This window comes from Ruminococcus sp. 8Y-12 (genome assembly GCF_058119865.1).
Genome location: NZ_CM176623.1, coordinates 3840914 through 3864370, shown reverse-complemented (window position 1 = coordinate 3864370; position 23457 = coordinate 3840914). Strand labels below are relative to the sequence as shown.

Annotated in this window: 19 protein-coding genes; 16 read left to right on the top strand and 3 right to left on the bottom strand. The window is 47.0% G+C overall.

The features are described from left to right. Nucleotides 1-38 precede the first annotated feature (38 nt). The 9 genes from AC0THY_RS15400 to AC0THY_RS15360 all read left to right on the top strand — a co-directional run bounded on the left by AC0THY_RS15400 (nucleotide 39) and on the right by AC0THY_RS15360 (nucleotide 15041). Complete coding sequence (locus AC0THY_RS15400) at nucleotides 39-914, top strand: branched-chain amino acid ABC transporter permease (protein ID WP_489991483.1); 876 nt, start codon at nucleotides 39-41, stop codon at nucleotides 912-914. Further along, the gene (locus AC0THY_RS15395; protein ID WP_489991482.1) at nucleotides 911-1930 is read left to right on the top strand and encodes a branched-chain amino acid ABC transporter permease; all 1020 of its coding nucleotides are present in this window, start codon (nucleotides 911-913) and stop codon (nucleotides 1928-1930) included. Before AC0THY_RS15400 ends, AC0THY_RS15395 begins: the two co-directional genes overlap by 4 nt. Continuing rightward, on the top strand, nucleotides 1927-2664 hold the full coding sequence (locus AC0THY_RS15390) for an ABC transporter ATP-binding protein (RefSeq protein WP_489991481.1): 738 nt from the start codon (nucleotides 1927-1929) through the stop codon (nucleotides 2662-2664). Before AC0THY_RS15395 ends, AC0THY_RS15390 begins: the two co-directional genes overlap by 4 nt. Next, complete coding sequence (locus AC0THY_RS15385; RefSeq protein ID WP_489991480.1) at nucleotides 2651-3355, top strand: ABC transporter ATP-binding protein; 705 nt, start codon at nucleotides 2651-2653, stop codon at nucleotides 3353-3355. Before AC0THY_RS15390 ends, AC0THY_RS15385 begins: the two co-directional genes overlap by 14 nt. A 115-nt stretch (nucleotides 3356-3470) precedes the next feature. Beyond that, the gene (locus AC0THY_RS15380) at nucleotides 3471-4481 is read left to right on the top strand and encodes a LacI family DNA-binding transcriptional regulator (protein ID WP_489991479.1); all 1011 of its coding nucleotides are present in this window, start codon (nucleotides 3471-3473) and stop codon (nucleotides 4479-4481) included. Between the two features lie 100 nt (nucleotides 4482-4581). Then, the gene (gene fabG / locus AC0THY_RS15375; protein ID WP_489991478.1) at nucleotides 4582-5319 is read left to right on the top strand and encodes a 3-oxoacyl-ACP reductase FabG; all 738 of its coding nucleotides are present in this window, start codon (nucleotides 4582-4584) and stop codon (nucleotides 5317-5319) included. 29 nt (nucleotides 5320-5348) lie between these two features. After that, nucleotides 5349-6536 (top strand): thiolase family protein, encoded by a 1188-nt coding sequence (locus tag AC0THY_RS15370; protein WP_489991477.1) that lies wholly within the window; start codon nucleotides 5349-5351, stop codon nucleotides 6534-6536. Between the two features lie 873 nt (nucleotides 6537-7409). Beyond that, nucleotides 7410-14216: a leucine-rich repeat protein gene (locus tag AC0THY_RS15365; protein WP_489991476.1), complete on the top strand. Its 6807-nt coding sequence runs from the start codon at nucleotides 7410-7412 to the stop codon at nucleotides 14214-14216. Between the two features lie 291 nt (nucleotides 14217-14507). Next, on the top strand, nucleotides 14508-15041 hold the full coding sequence (locus AC0THY_RS15360) for a hypothetical protein (protein ID WP_489991475.1): 534 nt from the start codon (nucleotides 14508-14510) through the stop codon (nucleotides 15039-15041). Here AC0THY_RS15360 and AC0THY_RS15355 read toward each other — a convergent pair. The 3 genes from AC0THY_RS15355 to AC0THY_RS15345 all read right to left on the bottom strand — a co-directional run bounded on the left by AC0THY_RS15355 (nucleotide 15038) and on the right by AC0THY_RS15345 (nucleotide 17292). Next, entirely contained in the window at nucleotides 15038-15997 is a 960-nt protein-coding gene (locus AC0THY_RS15355; protein WP_489991474.1) for a YbjQ family protein, read from the bottom strand. The genes AC0THY_RS15360 and AC0THY_RS15355 overlap by 4 nt on opposite strands. An 84-nt stretch (nucleotides 15998-16081) precedes the next feature. Next, on the bottom strand, nucleotides 16082-16438 hold the full coding sequence (locus AC0THY_RS15350) for a molecular chaperone Hsp90 (RefSeq protein ID WP_489991473.1): 357 nt from the start codon (nucleotides 16436-16438) through the stop codon (nucleotides 16082-16084). 101 nt (nucleotides 16439-16539) lie between these two features. Continuing rightward, entirely contained in the window at nucleotides 16540-17292 is a 753-nt protein-coding gene (locus tag AC0THY_RS15345; protein ID WP_489991472.1) for a YoaP domain-containing protein, read from the bottom strand. A gap of 165 nt (nucleotides 17293-17457) precedes the next feature. Between AC0THY_RS15345 and nadA the strand changes: the two genes are divergently transcribed. The 7 genes from nadA (at nucleotide 17458) to ilvC (ending at nucleotide 23457) form a co-directional block, all read left to right on the top strand. After that, nucleotides 17458-18366, top strand: a complete 909-nt coding sequence (gene nadA / locus AC0THY_RS15340; protein ID WP_489991471.1) for a quinolinate synthase NadA — start codon at nucleotides 17458-17460, stop codon at nucleotides 18364-18366. Between the two features lie 12 nt (nucleotides 18367-18378). Further along, a complete protein-coding gene (locus AC0THY_RS15335; protein ID WP_489991470.1) occupies nucleotides 18379-19716 on the top strand; it encodes an L-aspartate oxidase in 1338 nt (445 codons plus the stop codon). Continuing rightward, nucleotides 19682-20533 (top strand): carboxylating nicotinate-nucleotide diphosphorylase, encoded by an 852-nt coding sequence (gene nadC / locus AC0THY_RS15330; protein ID WP_489991469.1) that lies wholly within the window; start codon nucleotides 19682-19684, stop codon nucleotides 20531-20533. Before AC0THY_RS15335 ends, nadC begins: the two co-directional genes overlap by 35 nt. 15 nt (nucleotides 20534-20548) lie before the next feature. Then, the gene (locus tag AC0THY_RS15325) at nucleotides 20549-21055 is read left to right on the top strand and encodes a transcription repressor NadR (RefSeq protein ID WP_489991468.1); all 507 of its coding nucleotides are present in this window, start codon (nucleotides 20549-20551) and stop codon (nucleotides 21053-21055) included. Between the two features lie 112 nt (nucleotides 21056-21167). Beyond that, the gene (locus AC0THY_RS15320; RefSeq protein ID WP_489991467.1) at nucleotides 21168-21614 is read left to right on the top strand and encodes a CBS domain-containing protein; all 447 of its coding nucleotides are present in this window, start codon (nucleotides 21168-21170) and stop codon (nucleotides 21612-21614) included. 207 nt (nucleotides 21615-21821) lie between these two features. After that, the gene (gene ilvN / locus AC0THY_RS15315) at nucleotides 21822-22319 is read left to right on the top strand and encodes an acetolactate synthase small subunit (RefSeq protein ID WP_489991466.1); all 498 of its coding nucleotides are present in this window, start codon (nucleotides 21822-21824) and stop codon (nucleotides 22317-22319) included. Nucleotides 22320-22407: 88 nt separating this feature from the next. Continuing rightward, nucleotides 22408-23457, top strand: a complete 1050-nt coding sequence (gene ilvC / locus AC0THY_RS15310; protein ID WP_489994206.1) for a ketol-acid reductoisomerase — start codon at nucleotides 22408-22410, stop codon at nucleotides 23455-23457.

The following is a 23457-nucleotide window of genomic DNA, read 5'->3' as shown; positions in this document are numbered from 1 at the left end:
AGGCCCACTAGGATTGCGGCCTGAAAGGAGCGGATATAATGGTATGGATGTTTATACAGGCCATCATTAACGGCCTGTTTGCGGGAGGAGTGTACGCGCTGGTAGCTGTGGGAATCACCATTGTATATGGAGTTATGAAGATGGTAAACTTCGCAATGGGGGACTACCTGACTTGGGGCATGTACGCGACCTACATTGGGTACTGTATTTTTGGATGGAATTGTTATGCATTGATTCCTTTTGTAATGGTATTTATGGCAATATTGGGATTTGTCAGTTTTAAGCTCTGCATCAAACCGCTGCTGGGCAGAGATGGAACAGCTTTTATCATGGTTACGGTAGGCTTGTCCTATTTTCTCATGAACCTGGCACAGTTGATTTTTACAGCCAACTCTCTGACAGTGCCTTCGGATATCAAGAGTTCATCCTTTGCACTTGGAACCTTCTTTGTGGGAATGCCCAGACTGATAGCATTTTTGGTGGCGGTTGTGCTGGTGCTTGGGATCAACTATCTGCTGAACAAAACCACAGTGGGACGCGCCATGAGGGCCACATCGGAAAATGTAGAAGTTGCGGAGATGCTGGGAATCAATACAAAGAGGTCTTTTGCACTGGCCTTTACGATGAGTGTCATTTTAGCCGGGCTGGCCGGACTGCTGCTTACACCCATCTACTTTGTAACTCCCTCCGCGGGAGCGATCTTTAAGACCACAGCTCTGATGATTGTGGTGCTTGGAGGTCTTGGGGACATCAAAGGAGCCTTCGTGGGAGGTCTTCTGGTGGGTATTATGGAACAGCTGGTTGCCACATTGGTAGACGCCCAGCTTGGGCCTGCAGGAATCTTCCTGGTATTCTTGGTGGTCCTGTATTTGAGACCGCAGGGCCTGTTCGGAAAGGGGGCCAGGGTCGCATGAGTAAACGAAAGAAAAACAGTATCTGTTTAATTTTGCTGGGAGCAATCTTTATCCTGATCCCTCTTCTGACAAAAAATAATTTTATCATCTCCACTCTGACCTACTGCTTTGTCTTTGCGGGCTTTGGGGTGGCGTGGAACCTGATCGGCGGATACGGGGCTCAGATCTCCTGGTGTCATTCCGCATTTGTGGCAATCGGAGCTTACACCGGATATCTGATGTACTTAAAAACAGGACTGAGCCCCTTTGCCGCGATTCCGGTGGGAATGCTGATCTCTCTGGGAGTGGCCACTGTGATCGGATACGGGACCTTCCGGCTAAGAGGCGCCTTCTTTTCCCTGGCCACCATTGCCTTTGCGGAGATTGTGAAGATTGTATTGCTGTATTTTGCGGATTTTACAGGGGGTGCGAGAGGTATCAGTATCCCCTACAAGGGGAGCAGCTTTTTGGATCTGACCTTCAAAAATGATATCCCTTTCTACTATATAATGTTTGGGGTAATGGCGGCAGTGCTGCTGATCACCTGGCTTTTTGAGCGATCCAAAACGGGACGTTATCTGGGGGCTATCAAAGGGGATGAGGATGCAGCTATCTCTCTGGGAATCAAGACATTCCGCACAAAGCTGACGGCTTTTCAGCTGAGCGCTGTGATTTGTTCCGGGATAGGAACCATCTACGCATTCTTCCTGACCTACATAGATCCTCTGAACATCTGCGGTATTGATCTATCCATCAAAATCGGAATCTGTGCGATTATCGGCGGACTGGGTACTCTCTGGGGACCAGTGCTGGGCGCGTTCCTGATTATTATACTGACGCAGGTAACCAGTGAGTATCTGGGAGCCATAGGCGGAGCCAGCCTTATGCTTTACGGATTGATTATGGTTCTGATCGTAATCTTCCGCCCGGCGGGTATTATCTCCTTCTTCGTAAAGGATACAGAGGGAAATGAGAGTGTTATAGGGATGATCAAAAAGAAGATTTCTTCGAAAAAGACAAAGGAGGCGGTTGAATGAGTGTTATTTTGGAGGTAAAGGACTTAGCTATCTCCTTTGGAGGAATCAAAGCAGTGAAGAATGCCAATTTTGTATTAAATCAAGGGGAAATACTGGGACTCATAGGACCCAACGGCTCCGGGAAATCCACCTGTGTCAATATGATCTCGGGCGTATATCACCAGGACAGAGGCCAAATTCTCTATCGGGGCAGGGAACTTACGGCCAAGGACACCATAGCGGACAGAGCAAAGATGGGTATTACCAGGACCTTTCAGACTCCTAAGCCCTTTGGGCATCTGAGTGTGTACCAGAATATCTATACCATTGCCCTGCAGCGCTACTCGCCCAAAGACGCGGCGGCGAAGACAGAGGAGATCCTGGAGATGACAAAACTGGCGCCCCTGGCATCCATGAGAAGTATCAAGCTTCCGATTGAGAAGCGCAAATGGCTGGATCTGGCCAGAATCCTGACGCTGGACCCTAAAATCATCATGATGGACGAGGTGATGGGTGGTCTGAATCCGTCGGAAATGCAAGAAAGCCTTCAATTGGTCAAAAAGATCAACAAGGAGGGAATCTCCGTATTGTTTATCGAACATGTGATGAAAGCTGTGGTGGAGGTGTGTCACAGGGTGGTGGTGCTGGCGGATGGAAATATGCTCAGCGAGGGCGTGCCTGAAGAAGTGCTGAAACGTCCTGAGGTAATTGAAGCTTATCTGGGAGGAGGTCAAAAGAAGAATGCTGCAGGTTGAAAATGTTTGTGCGGGTTATAAAGATTTGAAGGTTCTCTTTGACGTATCCCTGCACCTGGAGGAAGGGGAGGTGGTATCCCTGGTGGGCGCCAACGGAGCGGGAAAAACCACGCTCCTGCGGATTATATCGGGACTGACACCAGTGACTTCGGGAAAGGTGACCTTTAAGGGAAAGGACCTGACGAAGATGAAAAGTTTTGAGAGAGCAGACCTGGGGATTGCCCATATCCCGCAGGGGAGAGGAATTCTGGGAAGCCTTACTGTGCGGGATAATCTGATTGTAGGCGCCTACTCTAAAAAGGCCAGACCCCATCTAGAAAGGAACATTGAGAAGAGCTATAAAATGTTTCCGATTCTGGAGGAGCGCAAAAATCAGCTGGCTGGTTCACTGAGCGGGGGGCAGCAGCAGATGCTGGCAATCGCAAGGGCGCTGATGGCGGAACCGGAAATGCTGATGTTGGATGAACCCTCGCTGGGACTGGCTCCCATTGTAGTGGAGGAGATGTTCGAGATTATCTCCAATGTGGCAAAGCAGGGGGTATCCATCCTGTTGGTAGAACAGAATCTGATGCAGGCGCTGTCTGTAGCGGACAGGGGGTATGTGTTCGACACAGGATGTGTGGCCATGGAGGGAACTGCAGATGAACTGCGGTCCAATGAGGAAATACGGGCAGCATACCTGGGCGTTTAATTGTTGCAGTGAACTTTGATTCGTTCCTGTTCACTTCATGGCCGGCAACACTCTTGTGAAAACAGGAAGACTGCTGTATAATACAGACATAATTGAGAGATGGATGGAGAAGCAGATGAAATATAAAATAGCTGATATTGCAAAGATGGCAAATGTATCGCCCGCGACGGTATCGCGTGTGCTAAATGGACAGCAGGGAGTGAATCCTACAACCAGGGAGGAGGTCAAGGCAATCATTGACCAGATTGGCTATCGGCCCAACAGCATTGCCCGCAGTTTGGCCAGGGGCCACTCGGATATTGTGGCTCTGGTGATTGATGATATCCGAAATCCTTACTATGCCACTCTGGTGTACAACATTCAGGAGGCGCTTGCTGAACACGGATATATGGTGATTATCACAAGCCATGAGAATAATATTGAAAAGAATCTGAATTTCTTTCATCTTGCGGAGCAGTTTGAGTTTGCTGGAGTGATACTGACCACAGCGCTGGAGGATGAGGAGCTGGCAAAACGAATCAAGGCTATGAAATGTCCCACTGTGCTTCTGAACCGAACCATGACCTCCTTTGCAGGGGATTATGTGATCCAGGATAACTATATTGCGGGATATCAGATGACAAAGCATTTGATTGAATACGGATACTCAGAGATTGCGGTTCTGAGAGGTCCTCTTACTTCCTCATCCAGTGTACAGAGGTACAATGGCTACTGCCATGCCATGAATTCCTTTGGGCTTCCCATAGAGGAGAAGTGGATTCTGAGCGGCAATCTGAGGATGGAGAGAGGGTACGAAGCAGGAAAGTGGTACGCACAGCATCTGGACGAGATGCCGAAGGCCATTGTGGCGGGCAATGACATGATGGCCATTGGATTTATGGATGCTTTTTTAGAGTCGGGCCTTTCTGTGCCGGAGGACATCTCCATCGGCAGCTTTGACGATATTGAAATTGCCAGGACGCATATGATTGGTTTGACTACCATGAAAGAACCTCTGGAGGAAATGACGAAGATTGCCGCAAAGTTTTTGCTGGAGAGATTGAAGGACCCGGACCGGCCCCTTCAGAGAGCGATTTTGGAACCTAAATTGATTGTGCGCACTTCCACCAGAAGGCTGTCAGAGTAAGAGAAAATTCCCGCAGAAGGAATTTTTTACACAAAAATGAAAGCGATTTCATAGAATAATATGTAAAATAAGAAAACGAATACGGAAAGGAGAAACAGATATGAGATTAGAAAACAAGGTGGCAATTGTGACAGGTGCAGGCAGAGGGCTGGGAAAAGGGATTGCCCTTAAACTGGCGCAGGAGGGTGCAAAGGTGATAGTCAGCGATATAATGCAGGAGACTGCGGATGAATGCGTAGCGGAAATCAGACAAAAGGGGGGACAGGCTGCGGCAGTTGTGGGAAATATCGCGAAACTGGAGGATGTGAAAAGAGTCTACCAGGCTGCTTTGGAAATCTATGGAAAAATTGACATAGTGGTAAACAACGCGGGGATCAACCGGGACGCTATGCTGCACAAGATGACGGAGGAACAGTGGGATGCGGTCATTGCCGTAAATCTGACAGGGACCTTTTACATGACCCGGGAGGCGGCGAGGTATATGCGTGACCAGGGAAGCGGAAGGATCATCAATATTTCCTCCATGAGCTGGATGGGAAATGTGGGTCAGTCCAATTACGCGGCATCCAAAGCAGGTGTTGTGGGTCTGACGAAAACAGCTACCAGGGAGCTGGCAAGGAAGGGGATCACCTGCAATGCCATTTGTCCGGGATTTATTGAGACGGATATGACAAGAGGGGTTCCCGAAAAGGTGTGGGATCTGATGATCAGTAAAATTCCCGCCGGGAGAGCAGGTGCACCCGGGGATGTGGGAAATCTGATTGCGTTTTTGGCGTCAGAGGAAGCAGCCTACATCACGGGACAGGTGATTGAAGTGAGCGGCGGTATGGTACTGTAGAGAACAGGATGTAGAGAGGAGAATGAATAATGAATTTAAAAGAAGTAGTATTGGTGAGCAGTGTGCGTCTGCCAGTGGGATCTTATGGCGGGAGTTTGAAAACGATTTCGGCTATCGATATGGGAGCGATGGTGGTAAGGGAGGCTGTAAAAAGGGCGAATATTAAGCCAAAAGATGTGGATGAGGTGATCGTAGGCCAGGTGGGTCAGATTGCTGAGTGTGGGTTCGTAGCCAGAGCAGTGAGCCTGAAAGCTGGAATGCCTGAGGAGACAACGGCTTACTCTGTTAACCGGCAGTGTGGGTCCGGACTCCAGGCTATTACAGATGCGGTGATGGAGATCCAGACAGGATACGCGGATGTGGTGGTGGCAAGCGGAACGGAAAATATTACCCAGCTTCCCTATTATGTAAAGGATGCGAGATGGGGGGCCAGAATGGGGCATAAGACCTTCGAGGACGGTGTGATCGACATTCTCACCTGGCCGCTGGGGCCGTATCACAATGGAGTGACTGCTGAGAATGTGGCCAGAGAGTACCATGTATCCAGGGAGGAACAGGATGCCTATGCACTTAGGAGCCATCAGCGGGCCCTTGACGCTATTAAGGCGGGGAAATTTAAAGATGAGATACTTCCGGTTGAGCTAAAAGACAGAAAGGGGAATATAACGGTATTCGATACTGACGAGGGTCCCAGAGAAGGGCTGACAATGGAAAAGCTGCAGAAACTAAGACCCGCTTTTGTGGAGGGAGGAACCGTGACAGCGGGCAATTCTTCCAGCTTGAACGACGGCGCGGCAGCAGTAGTTGTGATGAGCAAGGAAAAGGCACAGGAGCTGGGGTGCAGGCCGATCCTGGAGGTAAAAGGGTTTGCAGTTGCCGGTAACGACGGCGCGCTGATGGGATATGCCCCCAAGTATTCCAGCGAGAAGCTGGCAAAAAAGCTGGGGCTGGACTTAACGAAAATCGATATGTTTGAGATTAACGAGGCCTTCGCAAGCCAGAGCTATGCAGTAGCCAGAGATCTGAAGCTGGATATGGAAAAGGTAAATATATACGGTGGCGGAATATCCATCGGTCATCCCATCGGGGCAACCGGCTGTATACTCGCTGCCAAGGTAATGTATGAGCTACAGAGAACAGACAAGAAGGACGCCATGATCAGTATGTGCATCGGAGGCGGGCAGGGAATTTCCATGTATTTTACAAAGTGCGAGTAGGAGAGTAATTGTAGAGCCAGCCAGAAAATCCTATATATCGTGTCAGAGCAGTTTTATCTTTTGGATAAGCTGCTCTTTTTCTTTCTATTCTGAACCAAATACATTTCTAATTAATTTTATGGAAAATAGAAGTTAAATAAATAAGAAAACAAACAATTCTCAAAAGAAAATGAACGAAAATTTATGAAATATATGTTAAAATACTATTAAATTTTATGATTCAGATTTGAATGCTAATAATATAATTTTGGTAATAGATTGCATCAGAAAGTTGATTTTGCTTTGTGGATAGATATGATTTCGTAATAGTGTACAGTATTTTGCATGAGCTGTGCTAACAATGATAAGCCACAAGTTCCCAGTATCAAATCAGAGAGGAATAGGTTCCTTGCTGAAAAGTTGTAACATATCGGTAACAAGTTCTGGACGTGCGGAAGTAGCGCTGTATGCTAAGAGCAGACAGCTAACTGTCGCAATGCCATTCAAACATCGCCCCTTTCTGGAGAAAGCGTTGGTTCCCCTTTATATAGATCTAAGAAAAGAAATTATTGCTGTTATATACGTGAACACTGAGTGACGTATTTCTTTTTTGCATCACTTTGATACGGATTGGATGTGCCTGAAATGATAATAAATGTTCAGAGTAGAAACGACATCAGGCGAATCATGATTAAGAAGGCCAAAAGAGTAAGTTACATATGCTACAAAAAAGATAACCATACAACCATGCAGTGTCCGGAGTATCGGAACCTGCTCATTTGCAGCAAAGGAGGGGATGGAAATGAAAACATAGTTTAAGATGTGCCAGGATTTTACACCCGGAAATCAGATAACGAAAGCAGGAAGACAAATATTTTTAAGGAGGGAAGATTAGTGAAAAATCTAAAAAGACTTTTGGCAATAATGATAAGTCTATCGTTGATTTGTTCGATGGTTATCATAGCCGCACCGCAAAAGGCCCTGGCGGCGAACCCGTACCTGCCGCTGTGGGAACATATCCCAGATGCAGAAGTACATCTTTTCCACGATCCTGACGATATCACAAAAGAACGCGTCTATATTTACGGTTCGCATGATCTGATCAGAGCCAGCACATATTGTGCATACGATATTGTTTCCTGGTCGACTCCGCCGGAAGATATGACAGACTGGCGTTATGAAGGACCAGTATACACGTTTATACGAAACAACAATAACTTACCTTCCACACTCTTTGCGCCAGACTGTGCGGAGGTTAAGAGAAAGGTCACATTAAAGGCGGGAATAAACAGAGACTCATATGCAGATAATCAAAAGCTTGCTACCAGCGATTATGAGGATCGTAAATACGATGAATATCCCGTATATTATGACAAAAAGAATGACTGTGGATATATCTTTGACTATTATTTGTATCCGCATCCTAACGGAATTACCTGGGTTATCTGTCACTCAAAGGGCAGCCCGACCGGACCGTTTGAGATCGTGAACGCTGATGCGAACTCGAATAAATTAGCCATATTAGAGGATGGCTCTACTGCTGTCAACAATGGTTTTGACCCGGGCGTCGTGGTGGATACCGATGAGGACGGCTATGCTGTCGCGGCCTATTTATGGTGGGCGGGCTTTGATACCATCGTTGCGTGTAAACTGAATATGGATAATATGGCATCCGCGGAGTTTGACCAGGCCCTTGCTGACCAGGATACCACCGGCAAGTATAATTGTGATCCCACAAGCAATGACTATGGAGTGAAGAGGAATTTCCTGCCGGTTGCCGGCGTATCCAACTACAGCAATGTACATGCCTGGCCGTTGGAGGATAATATCAATCCGGATGATCCAACAAAGAATAAATATGACATTATAGATAAGGAAGATTTAGATCTCATCAGGATCTTTGAGGCATCTTCCCCGCGTAAAATCGGAAATAAGTGGGTATTTGTTTACAGTGGATACGCAGGACCTGAGTATGGAACCTACTCCTCCAATGCTATATTAAAATACTGCTATAGCGACAATCCACTGGGACCCTGGAAGTACGGCGGTGTAATAGTCGATGCCCGTGGTCCGCAGCTGGATCAAAATGGAAATATGATGACAACCAACTCATACGGCAATACCCACGGCGGTCTTGTGGAGGCGAATGATCAATGGTACATCTTCTATCACAGGTGTATCAACCAGAATGAGCACTCACGTCAGCACATGGCAGACCCTGTTTATGTCAAAGCAGATGAAAAGCCGGTGGCTGATGGCGGAAGTGTGGTGATTACCGGGTATGACACTGATACAAAAGGTTCAAAAATATTAAAGGATGTAAATGGAAATATCTACACGGGCGCCGAGGTGACCTCATCGGGAATGCAGCTTGACGGTTTGAATCCGTATCAGTACTTTTCCGCCGGCCTGGCTACCTGGGTTACGCCCGAAAGGACCACCGGCAATGTTCCGGTTGTCCCGGCCCCGGATTTCATAACGTATATACAGGCTACCTATGACATACACGAAGATGCAGCGCCCATTCTGAATATCCGGGACGGCTCCATCATGGGATACAAATATTTCAATTTTGATGTACCCAAACCGGCCGGAAAGAGTACAACCCTTGACCTGTATATTACTCCCAAGGGCGTTGATTTTACCATTGATATCATGATGGATACTCCGTGGCCCGAAGGAACGCCCAATGCTGGTAAAAAACTCGGCGAACTTACTGTTTCGGCAGATGCCAGACAGGTTAAGACAAAATATACGATTTCTGTGCCGGAGCTTGATAACGTAAAAGGGAAGCACGCTATATATTTTGTCTGCAGATCCGGCAATACAGTACAGGAAAACTGCCAGTTAAGCGGTTTTGCCTTCGGCCATGAGGAGGTACTTTTATCTGATAGCTTTGCCAGCCTGAACAATTGGACGGCCCCAGCGAATGTGACGGTTTCCGGCGGTGCCCTTACGATGGCAAATAACGGCGCGCTGACCTCCAAAAAAGGCAGCGGTTGGCAGGACTATGAATTTACTACTGATATTGAGTCAATAACGGACAGTTTAAGTATCCAATTTATGAAGAAGGATAGCAAGAACTATTATGAGCTGACTGTAGCGGATGACGGCACTCTGGCACTCAGCAGTGTGTCGGAAAATATCAGTAAAGAACTGGTATCAACAGACAAAGGCGTGTTTACTGCATCGGCAGCGATTTCCATTTCCGTTGCAGACGGCGTCATCAAAGTCTATGTTGACGGTGTGTCCATGCTTCGGACCGAAAATGGCGATCATGACTTCGGTGCCGTAGGATTTGCCACTGCACAGGCAGCTGCGGCCAGGATCAACCGTGTGCTGGTGCGTGCCGCCACAGATAAAGAAGTCGCTACGTCTGACATGAAAATAAAGGTGGATGGAAAAGTAGTGCCGTTACCGAATTCAGTTGCAACCACAACTGCGAATGCGTACACGGACAGCGGCAACTATGATTTTACGTACGCGCATAGCAATGCGGACGCGCCGGTGGTAACGGCAACCTGCTCCGATAAGAACGTCAAGATCAGCATACAACAGCCGGATTCGGCCACGGGCATGGCTATTGTGCGTGCGAATAAAGGCGGTTATACCAAGAATTACAGGATTATGCTGGCCAGAGGTAAGACCGTAACTGGTACAATCAATCCTGTTAAAAACGGTATGGCATATCCGGGCGGCGCTCCGCAGGATATGATTGATGATATTATGGCGGGGGAAGACCTTTCTGGCAATTGGCGGCTTGACGTATCGGTCATGGTGGATAACGCACTAAAGGGCGACAACGGGTTTGCCGCCGGTACGCGGGCAGGTGTCGGGATTTATGATTCGGACTCTAACTATTATCAGGTTAGTGCACAGCGCCACAGCACCGCGACAAATGTCACAGCGGCGAATGCAGGTGTCGGTTACGTTGTAAACGGCGATAATCCAGGCAGTGAGAACAGCAAAGCAGCCTTTGCGGTGGACCATATGGTCAATACCATGACTTATTATCAGATGTTCACCTATAACCTGCGCATTACCAAGAACGGAACCGCATTGCAGGGAGCACTGAATAATAGTAGTACTACGTATACAAATATTGGAAACGCACAGACCTTTGATGCGTCAGTCTTTGATAAAGCCAGGGTACAGTTGTTCGCAACAAATACGGCTGCTGACAGAAACCTTTCAGTGAAATACGTTGCGACGCTCATCACCGAAGATTATGTAAATCCCAATGTATTGCCAGCGGTCAGCGGAACAATCAAACCTGAAAAGAATGGCAAGGCATATGGTGATCCTGCCAAGAACGCAGGTGACATAAAAACAATAGATTTAAGCTCAATTCCTCCTGAAGTGCTTGCCGGCGACTGGGCGGCCACGGTAACTTTTACAGCCAAGCCGATGCTGCAGGCCAGTAATGAAGACATTCAGGTCGGGATTGGCATGACAGCGGGCAGTGAGCCTGAGAAAAATTTCTTCCAGACACATATGCGCCGCAACGGTACCAAGGAGAATAACGTTGGCGCTGCCATTTATGTTAAAGAGGATTCCGCACCAACAGAATTGGGGCCTGTACTGACGGGCAATCCCCCTACGAATCCACCGACCTCTACGCTGAATACGCACGTAGTTCGGCTGACCAAGATTGGGAATACATTGCGTGGGGCTTATGCCACCACCAGGGCGACGACCTGGGCAAATCTGGGTGGAACTCTGGCGACAAAATATCCTAAGGAGTTCTTTGAAAACGCGGTGCTGAATGTGTTTGCAACCAACGGATCAGCGGAGGAATTTGAGACAGATTATACTGTGACGTTTGCCCCCATAAAGACTCCTATGCCGATTTCTTACGATCAATTGTCAGTTGAAGATGCGGCAAGCCTGATCGGAAACGGCATTGCAGTTAAGGATACGGACGACGGCGCCAACGACATGGCCAGGGCACAGGGGCTGCTTGATGCAGATGCCGGACTTACGGCACTCGGCGTTACCTGTACCGTTCGTAATGCCAGTCCGTATGAGCTGACTATTACAAAAGGCAGATCGAGTATGACCATCACGCCGTTTGCTATTCTGAATGTTACCAATAAGGATTGGGGTGCATTTGACGCACTTGTCAACAAGACGATAGGAAGTTTAGACGCATCCGATTATACGGCGGTAAGCTGGAACAGACTGCAGAAAGTACTGCAGACAGTAAAGGATATCACGGAAAGCGGTTCCAGCACACTTGAAATAGGGCTGGCCTATGAGAGAGTGGAAACGGCCTATAAAGCACTGGAAGTGTTGACACCGGATACCTCCGCAGTAATAGCTGTGGACGGCATAAACGACGGCGGCTATACCAAAAATGATACGGTATCGGTGACTGTGGCGCAATCCGGCGGATCAGCGCTTACGTCAGTGACACTTTCCATAAACGGTGAGGCAGCTCTTCCTGCGGGATTTGTTTCCTCCGGCACACCATTCGACATTGAAACAAGCTCTGAGGGTGAATACTATATTGAGGCTGCAACGGCTGACGGCAAAAAAAGCGGATTTGTATTTTACGTTGATAAAACGATTCCATCGATAAAATATGACCCTGATGCAAAAACGGTTACCATCAATGACCAAAATCCGGCGTTTGTAACTATCAATGGGCAGGCGCTTGCTATAAACGATAAAACCTATATTGCAGCATTGGCAACCGATCAGTATGAGGTATCGGCGGAAGATAAAGCGGGTAACACTGCTGTCCTGTCAGGGGCACCTGTAGACAAAACGGATCTGGTCCAGACCATTAACGCGGCGCTTGATAAGATGTTCGGGGACAATCTGGGGAACTATACCACAGGCTCTGCAAATGAGTACAAGAATGCCCTGGCAGCAGCGCAAACCCTGAATGCCAATCCGGATGCCAGACAGATCGACATTGATAAAGCCGTGCTCAGGCTGAACGAAGCGATGAGCGGCCTTGTCTCCAGAGTGGAACTAAAAGAGGTCATAGCAAAAGCCGAATCACTGAATCTGGACGACTATATGCAATTCCAGGTAAGATATCAAAAGGGCAGTGCCGGCAGCACTACTACAAACTTCCTGATTGAGCTGGAAAATTGTAAAATGATGTATGGAAGACCCAGCTATACGCAGGATAATTTGGACTGGGCAATAGGCAGAATGAGAGACATAATGGGAAGTCTTGTCTCCAGAGTCCCGCTTAGAGAAGCTCTGGCCCGGGCGAATGAAATTCTGGATTATTCGGCCGATGTTTATACAGCGGCATCGATAAGCGCGGTTCAGACTGCGGTGGAGAAGGCGACCGCGTTCTATAATCAGAAGACCAATGCCACGGCGGCTGATGTGGCTGCACAGACAGACAGCGTAAATGTTTCCATCGGAAACCTGGTGTCCGAGGCCAGCGTAAATGCGCTTGATGAAGCCATAGCCAAAGCGATCCTTAAGCTTGAGACGGACTATACTGAGGATTCCTGGAGCCCATTCAAAAAAGCACTGGATGCTGCGATAGCATTGCAGGGATCTGATACACTCACACAGGATGCGGTAGATGAGGCAACTCTGACTCTTAATAATGCGATGGCTGATCTCGCTGCAGCCGCTCCGGCGGTATCGAAAGAGGTATTGGAAGAAGTTGTGTCCAGCGCTGAACGGATTGGCAACGAGGACGGAAAATACACAGCAGATACATTTGCAGAATTGACAGATGCAATTCGCAATGCGCACGCAGTTCTGCTGGACGAGAACGCAACCCAGACGCAAGTAGACGACGCAGCCAGGGACATTGTAGACAAAATCGCCGCACTGGGGCTCGTTGACCCGACTCCTGCGGCAGTCAAGACGGTCTTGGAGGACACGATTGCAAGCGCTGGAAAAATTGACGCTGCTATGTATACGGCAGCCTCTTATAAAAAGCTGAAGGATGCAATGGCTGCAGGACAGGCAATTCTGGATAAAGAGAATGTAACCCAGGCTGAAATTGATACTGCCAGCAAAAACATTATTGATGCTATCAGCGCTTTGGTTCTGGAAACACCGGTAATAAAATATGCGGATTTGAAGGCTTTGCAAACAGCCATTATGAAAGCAAAAACGTTTACTAGTTCCGCTTATACCCCGCAGTCGTTTGCAGCATTGCAAAGAGCTTTGAGTGTTGCGGAAAACCTGAATATCCAAAAACCGGAAGAGGGACTACAGAGCACCGTCAACGTTGCAGCCGCATCACTGGAGAATGCCATAAAAGCGTTGGTAGAAGCTGCTCCCAGGGCCGGCACGAAATATAATGTTGGAAACCTGAAATACAAAGTAACGGCTTCGTCAGATGGACAGAAGACCGTTACGGTAACAGGTATGGTCAACAGGAAAAAAACAAGTATCACAATTCCTGCAACGATTACAATCAAAGGATATAAGTTCAAAGTAAACGCAATTAGTGAAAACGCATTCAGAAAAAATAAGAGGATAAAAAAAGTAACGATTGGAGCGAATCTTGCAGTCATCGGAAAGCAGGCATTTAACGGATGCAGCAAGCTGAAAATGATCAAGATCAATTCCAAGGTCCTCAGCAGCGTAAAAAGTAATGCCTTTAAAGGGATTGCCAGCAAAGCAAATATCAAAGTGCCTTCCGCAAAACGGAAGGTATATAAGACCTTGCTGAAAGGGAAAGGGCAGGGGAGAAAAGTTAAGATTACCAAATAATGAAAGCTTTATAGGCTAAACAAGGGAAGTGCTGCAAAATAGCTTTTTTGCTGTGGAGTGGCACTTCCTTTGTATTTTGGAGCACATTGGGGAATGTTTTTCTAATGGCTATTTCTAAGTGGAACGGTTGCAAGTATGGTTGTTTTGCCGCAGCTTTTCTGTATGGATAAATTGACATAGTGGATATAAACGTTTATAGTAGAAAAATAGTGACGATTCTGTGGACTTGTGCATACAATGAACAGTTACAAAAGCATATAGAAGCAAGGGAACAGCGAAGAGGTAAATGAGATGATATTTCAATTAACAGAGAGACAGAAGCTGATAAGGCTTACGGACGGAGTCTTAAATACACCGGGCAATTTTACAAAGGACCTATTGGAGATGGCAATTGTCCTGGATCACGGGATGGAGAAGGTGGAGATAGGGCCCCTGGCAGCAGAGCTTGTAAATATATTGAAGAGACACAGCCAGATTTTTCGAAATGTAAGGTTGAATATTGTGGACTGGAAATCGGACAGTGAGATTACCACTCAGGTGTCAGCTATGCCCATGCTGCAACTGGGCAGGTATTTTGACAGCTATGTGCAGACGGAAGAAACAAAGAGCCTGGATCTTCTGGCAGGATACCTGAAGATGTATCATGCCAGATCCAAGCTGATTTATGTGCTGAGCGCAGCTCAGTCTATAGTGAAAAGCAGAGAACGTATGTTCCTGAACATAAACCCTTTTTTAAAACGAAAGCTTATATTCATTGAGAAGGGCGTCCAGGGGTATGAGAGCTTTTTGTGTATGCTGTATCTTCAAAGAAACGGTACTCTCTAACTATAGAGGTATCTCTTCAACTTTATGATACAGTCATCTTTAGCATTCCCATACAAGCGCTCCAAATTAACACATGACTGAATCTCATCAAGCATCTCGGAATTTAAGAAATTCAGATTCAGATTTTGGGTAAATGCAAAAATTTCAGAGGCAGAACCAAGCTGGGATACAGAGGAAAGATAGTCTTCAATAGTAATTTCGTTTTCTGGTGAATAGAAATTATCTGATCTTTCATTTGGGTTTAGGGGCATATCATTGTCATCGACTTTATGGATCATTTCGTTTTGGATGTATTTACGGATCATTATTTTAGCGGATTTTAATATCTTTGTGATTTCGAAAGGAAGGCTGCAGATACATGGTGAACTGATATGTCCAGGACTGCGCTGAGGCTTACCCATAAAGTCTGTTAATGCAATGTTATTCAAAGTGTAAGTATCATCAAAAATAGTAGTAAAGATAATATCAGCAGATATAGCAGAAATCGCTTTTCCCAAAAGATTTGCTTGTACAGTACAAGACGTTTTTTCACTATTCACGGAGATCTTTAATTCATTTATTCTGAAGGGCAAATCAGGATTGTAGTTTGTTATGGGAATACACTTAGCAGTTTGAATAATATTATTATCCGATTCTATTTTGACAGCAGTCCCGTTGGCAATGACTCCCATGATATCGGAGGAGAACGTTGTGTAGCTTATGTTGATTCCAATTATTGCGTTGGCTCCAAGAGCCTCTGCCCTGAGATAGAGATTATCAAGGGCCATACTTCTGGCATTATCTAACTTTCCCTCATACATTGAGCTGTTAATACCCACAAAATCGGCCAGACTGGCGCCAAGAGTGCTTAGAAAACCTGTGCCCAGAGCACATTCTCCTGAACAGTATCCCAGATATTCTGTTATGGAATATCCTTCAAAATTAAATCCTGAGGTTATATGTAAGTGATTGAGCATGGATGGTCTCCTTTTAAAAGAGAAGCACCTATCATTGCTGATGGATGCTCTCTATGCTAAAATTTTGTTGTTCATTTTAACTACTTACAAAATAAGTTCTTTTTTCCCTAAAATAGCCTCCACAGCCGCACAGGCAGGACAGTCGCAGTATTTTGCGCCAGTAGACCTGATCTCTATTGCGTGTGCTGCAATATTTTTCGCATTGTCTGCTCCGAAAACCTGGGCTCCCTTTTCGGACTGGGCAAAATGGATCAGATTGTCTATGGGCATAATGTCTGCTTCCAGTTCGTCTATGTATTTCTTGGTTTCCTCAGCCTCCTTATCTGTTCCAACAGCGTTCAGCCAGGTCTGAGCAGCAGCTTTTGTCTCACTGCTGCATGTGGCTGCATGGATCAGATCGTGAGTCTTTTCAACAACAAAATCCAGTACTTGTTTATCCATAGTTTTACTCTCCTTTTTTGGAATTTGTGTAACTATTCAACTGATTTGCGCATTTGCAAATTTGCTTATATTTTAACATGGATGACTGGATTTTGCAAATTTTATAATGTTTTCTCGCAAATGGACTGAAACTTCTTGACAGAGAGAATTTCATTGGTTAAATACGTACCATTGTAAAACAATGCGTAGTTTGTCCAAGCGGCAGGTGCATTCTGTGCAGCTTCACAGGTGGTGATATGAATGCTTTGAAATGGAATCCCATGGTCTGAGGCATATTGCTCGATGACAGGGACATACTTGGCTGTGAACGGACAGGCGCTGGTGTAGTATAAAACAAATCCTTTCTGGGTGGTTCTTGGAATCCTTGCCTGTTCCCTGAATTTGGGAACAGGCGCATGCGCTGAAAAAGGTAAATATAACAGTGTAAAATAGGGGGTGGCGGTATCGGCTAGCTGGAATCCCTTATAGGTCAGATATTTGGGGTCAGACAAAAAGGGCATTTTCTTTGGAGAAGAAATGACAGTCAGACCGAACTTGCCTTTTGCTTTGGCATCTATGATACAGGCGTTTAGAAGATCATTGGAATAGCCATGACCTTTGCAGGAGCCGGACACCCAGAAGCAGTTTATATGCATATAACCTTTTGCAGTCAGGGGTGCCCACGCGTTTTCTGCGGGTATATATTCTATGAAACATTTACCTCGCATGTCTCCTTTCAGAAACACAAGTCCTTCGGCAAGTCTCTCTTTTAACCAATTCTTTTTGGCAACCACCTGTGGGTCTTTCTTGCTGGATATGGCGCAGCAGATGTGCTCTGTATCCAAATTTTCAGATGAAATCTTTATAAAATTCATTTTTTTCCTCCAGACAACCATTCTTTTTCGTGTGATAGTTTAATCATACCACACAAATGACGACAACAGTATGGCGTGTTTTGGATAATAAGGTATTCATGTGTCTTGTCATATGTAAAAAGGTATGGTATACTTTCACGAATGAGGAAAGGATAGGAGGATACCATGGAAGACAAAAGAAAGAGAGTTCAGGAGCTGAAAAAAGAGAAGGATGCAGTACTCATGGCCCACTATTACGTGGAGCAGGAGGTACAGGAGGTTGCTGATTACATAGGGGATTCCTACTACCTGGCAAAACAGGCGGCTGAAGTGGAGGCAGGGACCATAGTGCTGTGCGGCGTTTCCTTTATGGGAGAAAGCGCAAAGGTTCTCAATGAGAAAAAGACCGTGCTTCTGCCGGATGCGCTTGCGGACTGTCCCATGGCCCACATGGCAGGAGCAGAGCAGATTCGCAAGGTGAGGGAAGCGTATCCTTCTGCGGCTGTGGTGTGCTATGTGAATTCCACAGCAGAGCTGAAAAGAAACGCGGATGTGTGCGTGACCTCTGCAAATGCGCTGAAGATCGTGAAGGCGCTTCCAAATCCGGTAATTTACTTTATACCGGATGAGCATCTGGGGAGATTTATAGCGGCCCAGGTTCCGGAAAAGAAGTTTCTTTTTAATGAAGGATTTTGTCCCGTACATAAGGCCATCACTGCCAAAGACGTTCGAAGGACAATGGAGATGCATCCAAATGCGCAGGTACTGGTGCATCCGGAATGTCCGGAGGAAGTCACAGCTCTGGCAGACTACACGGGAAGTACCTCGGGCATCATCCATTATGCCTGCGAGTGTCCTGCAGAGGAATTTATCATCTGTACGGAGCTGGGGGTTATGTATGAGCTGGAACGCAGAAATCCACAGAAGCGTTTTTACGCAGTGAGGGAGAGACAGATCTGCGAGGGAATGAAGCGGATTACCCTGGATAAGATTATACGGGCTTTGGAGACAGGGGAGACGGAAGTGAAGATGGAGGAGAACTTATTGCGGGAGGCATCCGTACCTCTTGAAAGAATGCTGCAGCTTGCAAAATAAGAGGGAAAAGTTATGAAAAATGTGTACGATGCAATTATTGTGGGGACAGGTGTGGCTGGCTGTTTCGCAGCTCTGCATCTTCCTGAGGACTGGGAAATCCTGATGATAACAAAGGGGGACCTGGAGGAGAGCGATTCCTTTCTGGCACAGGGAGGAATCTGTGTGCTCAGGGACGAGAGTGACTATGACAGTTTTTTTGAGGATACCATGCGCGCGGGACACTACAAAAATTGCAGGGAATCTGTGGATATCATGATCCGGTCATCTAAAGGGGTGATCGCTCAGCTGATGGACTACGGTGTGCAGTTTGCGCAGAAGGATGGACAGCTCCTTTTTACCAGGGAGGGGGCGCATTCCACCAACCGGATTCTGTATCATGAGGATATCACAGGAAAAGAGATAACCAGTGCATTGTTGAGCCGGGTGATGGAGAGAAAAAATATCACTATCCTGACACAGACCACCATGGTGGATATTCTGTGCCGGGAAGGGCAGTGCGATGGAATACTGGCCAGGAAACAGGACGGTACACTGGAACCGGCATATGGAAGGTATGTTTTGTGGGCCTGCGGAGGGATCGGGGGGATTTATGACCATTCCACGAATTTCCCGCATTTGACGGGGGACGCTCTGGCCATTGCCCTAAAACATGGAATAAGACTAAAAAATGTCAGTTACGTACAGATACACCCAACAACCTTGTATTCCCGGAAACCGGGAAGACGATTTTTGATCTCCGAGTCTGTGCGGGGAGAAGGTGCGGTGCTCTATAATAAAAATATGGAGCGGTTTGTAAACGAGCTGCTGCCCAGGGATCTGCTCACCAAGGAGATATACAGGCAGATGGAAAAGGATGATATGCCCTATGTATGGCTCTGCATGAAAACGGTCCGGGAAGACATTAAGACCAGATTTCCGAACATCTGCAAGAGATGTCTGGAGGAGGGATACGATGTCACACGTGAATGTATCCCTGTGGTTCCTGCCCAGCACTATTTTATGGGAGGAGTGGAGGTGGATGCCAGGAGCGCTGCCTCAGTGAGACATCTGTATGCAGCGGGGGAGACCAGCTGCAACGGAGTCCATGGAGCCAACCGGCTGGCCAGCAATTCACTTTTGGAGAGTTTGGTGTTTGCAGAGCGCGCGGCCCGTGATATGATAGAGGAGAAGGCCCAAAGGCCAAAGGAATGCGGTACAGAGCCGGGATTTTTGAGAGAACAGTACAGGGTTCATCTGGAGGAGTACCGGGATATGCAGCGATGCTCCCAGGAGGCAAAAGAGAGTATATGGAGAGAAATCAGAAAGGAACGGGAATATGAATCAGGTAACAACAAGGTTAAATGCGGATGAGTTAATTTTAATGGCCCTCAGGGAGGATATATCCAGCGAGGATGTGACCACCAATGCGGTAATGCACACTGCCTGCGCCGGCAGTGCGGATTTGATCTGCAAGCAGGATGGGGTCATTGCAGGAATGTGGGTGTTTCAGCGGGTGTTTGAGCTCTTGGACGATCAGGTGAAGTTTGAGACCTTTGTGGAGGACGGCGATGAGGTAAAGAGCGGGCAGAGGATGGCTGTGGTTCGGGGAGACATTAGGGCAATTTTGTCTGGGGAGCGGACAGCTTTGAACTACCTGCAGAGGATGAGCGGAATCGCTACCTACACAAAAAGTGTGGCAAAGCTTTTAAAGGGAAGTGCGACAAAGCTTCTGGATACCCGAAAGACCACGCCCAATATGCGTCTGTTCGAGAAGTATGCCGTGAAGGTGGGAGGGGGCTTTAATCACCGCTATAATCTCTCAGACGGTGTTCTCATCAAAGACAACCATATCGGTGCAGCAGGCGGCGTAAAACAGGCTGTCCGAATGGCAAGGGAGTATGCCCCGTTTGTGCGCAAAATTGAGGTGGAGGTAGAGAATCTGGACATGCTGAAGGAAGCTCTGGACGCGGGGGCAGACATTATTATGCTGGACAATATGACGCCGGAGACAATGAAAAAGGCAGTGGAGATGGTAAATGGCAGGGCAAAGACAGAGTGTTCCGGGAATGTGACAAAGGAGAACATTCAGAAGATACTGGACATCGGCGTGGACTATGTGTCCAGCGGTGCTTTGACTCACTCAGCGCCCATTCTGGATATCTCTCTGAAAAACCTTCATGCAGTATAGGGAAAGGGTGTGCATATGACAGGAGAAGAAAGGCGTTTGGAGATCTTAAATTCTATCAAAATGGCGAAAAGCCCTGTCTCAGGTGCAGCTCTGGCCAACAAATATCATGTGAGCAGGCAGGTGATTGTCCAGGATATCGCTCTGCTCCGTGCGGCTAACTATGAGATTTCCTCAACCAACCGGGGATATGTGATTCACATGCCGCACAAAGTGACCAGGGTGTTCTCTGTCTTTCACACCGATGAGCAGATAGAGGACGAGCTGAATACCATAGTGGATATGGGGGGGAGGGTTCTGGATGTGTTCGTGGAGCATGGGGTGTACGGACATTTGTCAGCCCGACTGTCCATCTGTTCCAGGCGCAATGTCAGGGACTTTGTAGACGGGATCAGCAGCGGGGAGTCAAGACCCCTCAAAAATCTAACCTCAGGACTGCACTGCCATACAGTGGAGGCGGACAGTGAAGAGGTTCTGGATATCATTGCAAAGGAGCTCTCGGCAAAAGGCTATCTGTGCAGGTAAGAAACCCATGAAATTTGTCTCTTTTCATTGACGAAAATGGCGCATTCCTCTATAATGATTTTGGACGTTTTGTACAACTATACAAGAGCGCAAGCAAATAAGAGGACATGAGATGAACGTATTATTTTTTTTAAAGCCAAAAAGTGAAGTGATCTATCTGTATGAAGATTTTTCACTGCGCCAGGCCCTTGAAAAAATGGAGTATTACCGGTACAGTGCAGTGCCCGTTATCAACCATCAGGGCAACTATGTGGGGACGATCACAGAAGGGGATCTGCTTTGGAATATCAAGGACAAGTATCTGCTGGATCTGCACAAGGCGGAGGATATCCCGCTTACAAAAATTGACCGGCGTTGGTATAATGATCCTGTGAATGTCAACTGTGAAATTGAGGATCTGGTGCTGACTTCCATGAATCAGAATTTTGTGCCGGTTATTGATGACAATCAGATATTTATCGGTATCATCACCAGAAAAGATATCATAGAGTACTGCTACAACCGTTTTAAAGAGAGTGAAGAGCGGGAGAAAAGCGTTAATTTTAACAGTTTAATCTAGTAAAGCAGTTTTTTGTTGACAAAGATTTTAATAGTTGATAGAATGTTACTATTCACTCAGGTCTGAGCATTTACTGCTCAAACCGTGAGAAAATGATTCAGGGGTGCATAAATCCCATCGCCGAAGGCGATTTCGCATGGATTTATGCACGTTACTGTGAACAGTAACGATAGAATACTGTTAGTTCGAGCAAAAGGTGGGTTTTCTATGAAAAGACGAGTATTATCTATGTTAGTTGACAATACATCAGGTGTTTTGAGCCGTGTGGCAGGTCTGTTCAGCCGCCGCGGCTACAATATTGACAGCCTGACAGTTGGGGAGACAGCGGACCCCAGGTATTCCAGAATGACGGTTGTGGCGCGCGGCGACGAGCTGATTCTGGATCAGATCACCAAACAGGTGGCGAAGCTGATTGATGTGGTAGACATTAAGACTCTGAAGGAGGACGAAAGTGTCTGCAGAGAGCTGATTCTGGTCAAGGTGAGGGCAGATGCCCAGAACCGGCAGGCAATTATCTCTCTGGCGAATGTGTTCAGGGCCAACATCATAGATGTGGGGGTTGATTCTCTGATCATAGAGCTGACAGGTGCGCAGTCAAAGCTGGATGCATTTATCAAACTGCTGGAAGGCTACGAAATTTTGGAGCTGGCCCGCACAGGCATCACAGGTCTTTCCAGGGGTGCAGAGGATGTCAGATATCTGTAATACATAAGTACAAAAGTCCCTTCACTGAAGGTGATTTTAAATGTATTTTTGCATGTAACTGTGAAGACTGAACAGTTACTACAAAACAATAAATAGATTTCATATGGAGGATAAAAAAATGGCAGCAAAAATTTACTATCAGGAAGACTGTAACCTCGCCTTATTGGAGGGAAAGACAATCGCCGTAATCGGTTACGGCAGCCAGGGACACGCACATGCGTTAAATGCGAAAGAGTCGGGCTGCAATGTCATTATCGGTCTCTATGAGGGCAGCAAATCATGGGCAAAAGCTGAGGCTCAGGGATTTGAAGTTTATACAGCAGCAGAGGCTGCTAAGAGAGCAGATATCATCATGATTCTGATCAACGATGAGAAGCAGGCTGCAATGTACAGGAATGACATTGAGCCAAACTTAGAGGAAGGCAACATGCTGATGTTTGCCCATGGCTTTGCGATCCATTTCGGACAGATCGTACCGCCTAAGAACGTGGACGTTGCCATGATCGCACCTAAGGGTCCAGGTCATACCGTGAGAAGTGAATACCAGGTGGGCAAGGGTGTTCCCTGTCTGGTGGCTGTGGAGCAGGATGCTACGGGCAAGGCATTGGATACCGCTTTGGCTTACGCTCTGGCAATCGGTGGCGCAAGGGCAGGTGTGCTGGAGACTACTTTCAGAACAGAGACAGAGACAGACCTCTTTGGTGAGCAGGCTGTTCTGTGCGGCGGTGTGTGTGCTCTGATGCAGGCTGGATTTGAGACACTGGTTGAGGCTGGGTACGATGCAAGAAATGCATATTTTGAGTGTATCCATGAGATGAAGCTGATCGTTGACCTGATCTACCAGTCAGGCTTTGCGGGAATGAGATACTCCATCTCCAACACCGCTGAGTACGGTGACTACATCACCGGCTCCAAGATCATCACAGAGGATACCAAGAAGGCAATGAAGAAGATCCTCTCCGATATCCAGGATGGTACCTTTGCAAAAGACTTCCTTCTCGATATGTCACCCGCAGGCGGACAGGCTCATTTCCGTGCAATGAGAAAGAAAGCTGCAGAGCATCCTTCAGAGCTGGTGGGCGCTGAGGTTCGCAAGCTGTATAGCTGGAGCGATGAGGACAAGCTGATCAACAACTAA

Coding starts and splice junctions, on each gene's coding strand:
- AC0THY_RS15350 (WP_489991473.1), bottom strand. CDS start 16,438: ATGGATAAACAAGTACTGGATTTTGTTGTTGAAAAGACTCACGATCTG.
- AC0THY_RS15325 (WP_489991468.1), top strand. CDS start 20,549: ATGACAGGAGAAGAAAGGCGTTTGGAGATCTTAAATTCTATCAAAATG.
- AC0THY_RS15385 (WP_489991480.1), top strand. CDS start 2,651: ATGCTGCAGGTTGAAAATGTTTGTGCGGGTTATAAAGATTTGAAGGTT.
- AC0THY_RS15390 (WP_489991481.1), top strand. CDS start 1,927: ATGAGTGTTATTTTGGAGGTAAAGGACTTAGCTATCTCCTTTGGAGGA.
- AC0THY_RS15370 (WP_489991477.1), top strand. CDS start 5,349: ATGAATTTAAAAGAAGTAGTATTGGTGAGCAGTGTGCGTCTGCCAGTG.
- ilvN (WP_489991466.1), top strand. CDS start 21,822: ATGAAAAGACGAGTATTATCTATGTTAGTTGACAATACATCAGGTGTT.
- nadC (WP_489991469.1), top strand. CDS start 19,682: ATGAATCAGGTAACAACAAGGTTAAATGCGGATGAGTTAATTTTAATG.
- AC0THY_RS15355 (WP_489991474.1), bottom strand. CDS start 15,997: ATGCTCAATCACTTACATATAACCTCAGGATTTAATTTTGAAGGATAT.
- AC0THY_RS15395 (WP_489991482.1), top strand. CDS start 911: ATGAGTAAACGAAAGAAAAACAGTATCTGTTTAATTTTGCTGGGAGCA.
- AC0THY_RS15400 (WP_489991483.1), top strand. CDS start 39: ATGGTATGGATGTTTATACAGGCCATCATTAACGGCCTGTTTGCGGGA.
- AC0THY_RS15320 (WP_489991467.1), top strand. CDS start 21,168: ATGAACGTATTATTTTTTTTAAAGCCAAAAAGTGAAGTGATCTATCTG.
- AC0THY_RS15345 (WP_489991472.1), bottom strand. CDS start 17,292: ATGAATTTTATAAAGATTTCATCTGAAAATTTGGATACAGAGCACATC.
- nadA (WP_489991471.1), top strand. CDS start 17,458: ATGGAAGACAAAAGAAAGAGAGTTCAGGAGCTGAAAAAAGAGAAGGAT.
- fabG (WP_489991478.1), top strand. CDS start 4,582: ATGAGATTAGAAAACAAGGTGGCAATTGTGACAGGTGCAGGCAGAGGG.
- AC0THY_RS15360 (WP_489991475.1), top strand. CDS start 14,508: ATGATATTTCAATTAACAGAGAGACAGAAGCTGATAAGGCTTACGGAC.
- AC0THY_RS15380 (WP_489991479.1), top strand. CDS start 3,471: ATGAAATATAAAATAGCTGATATTGCAAAGATGGCAAATGTATCGCCC.
- AC0THY_RS15335 (WP_489991470.1), top strand. CDS start 18,379: ATGAAAAATGTGTACGATGCAATTATTGTGGGGACAGGTGTGGCTGGC.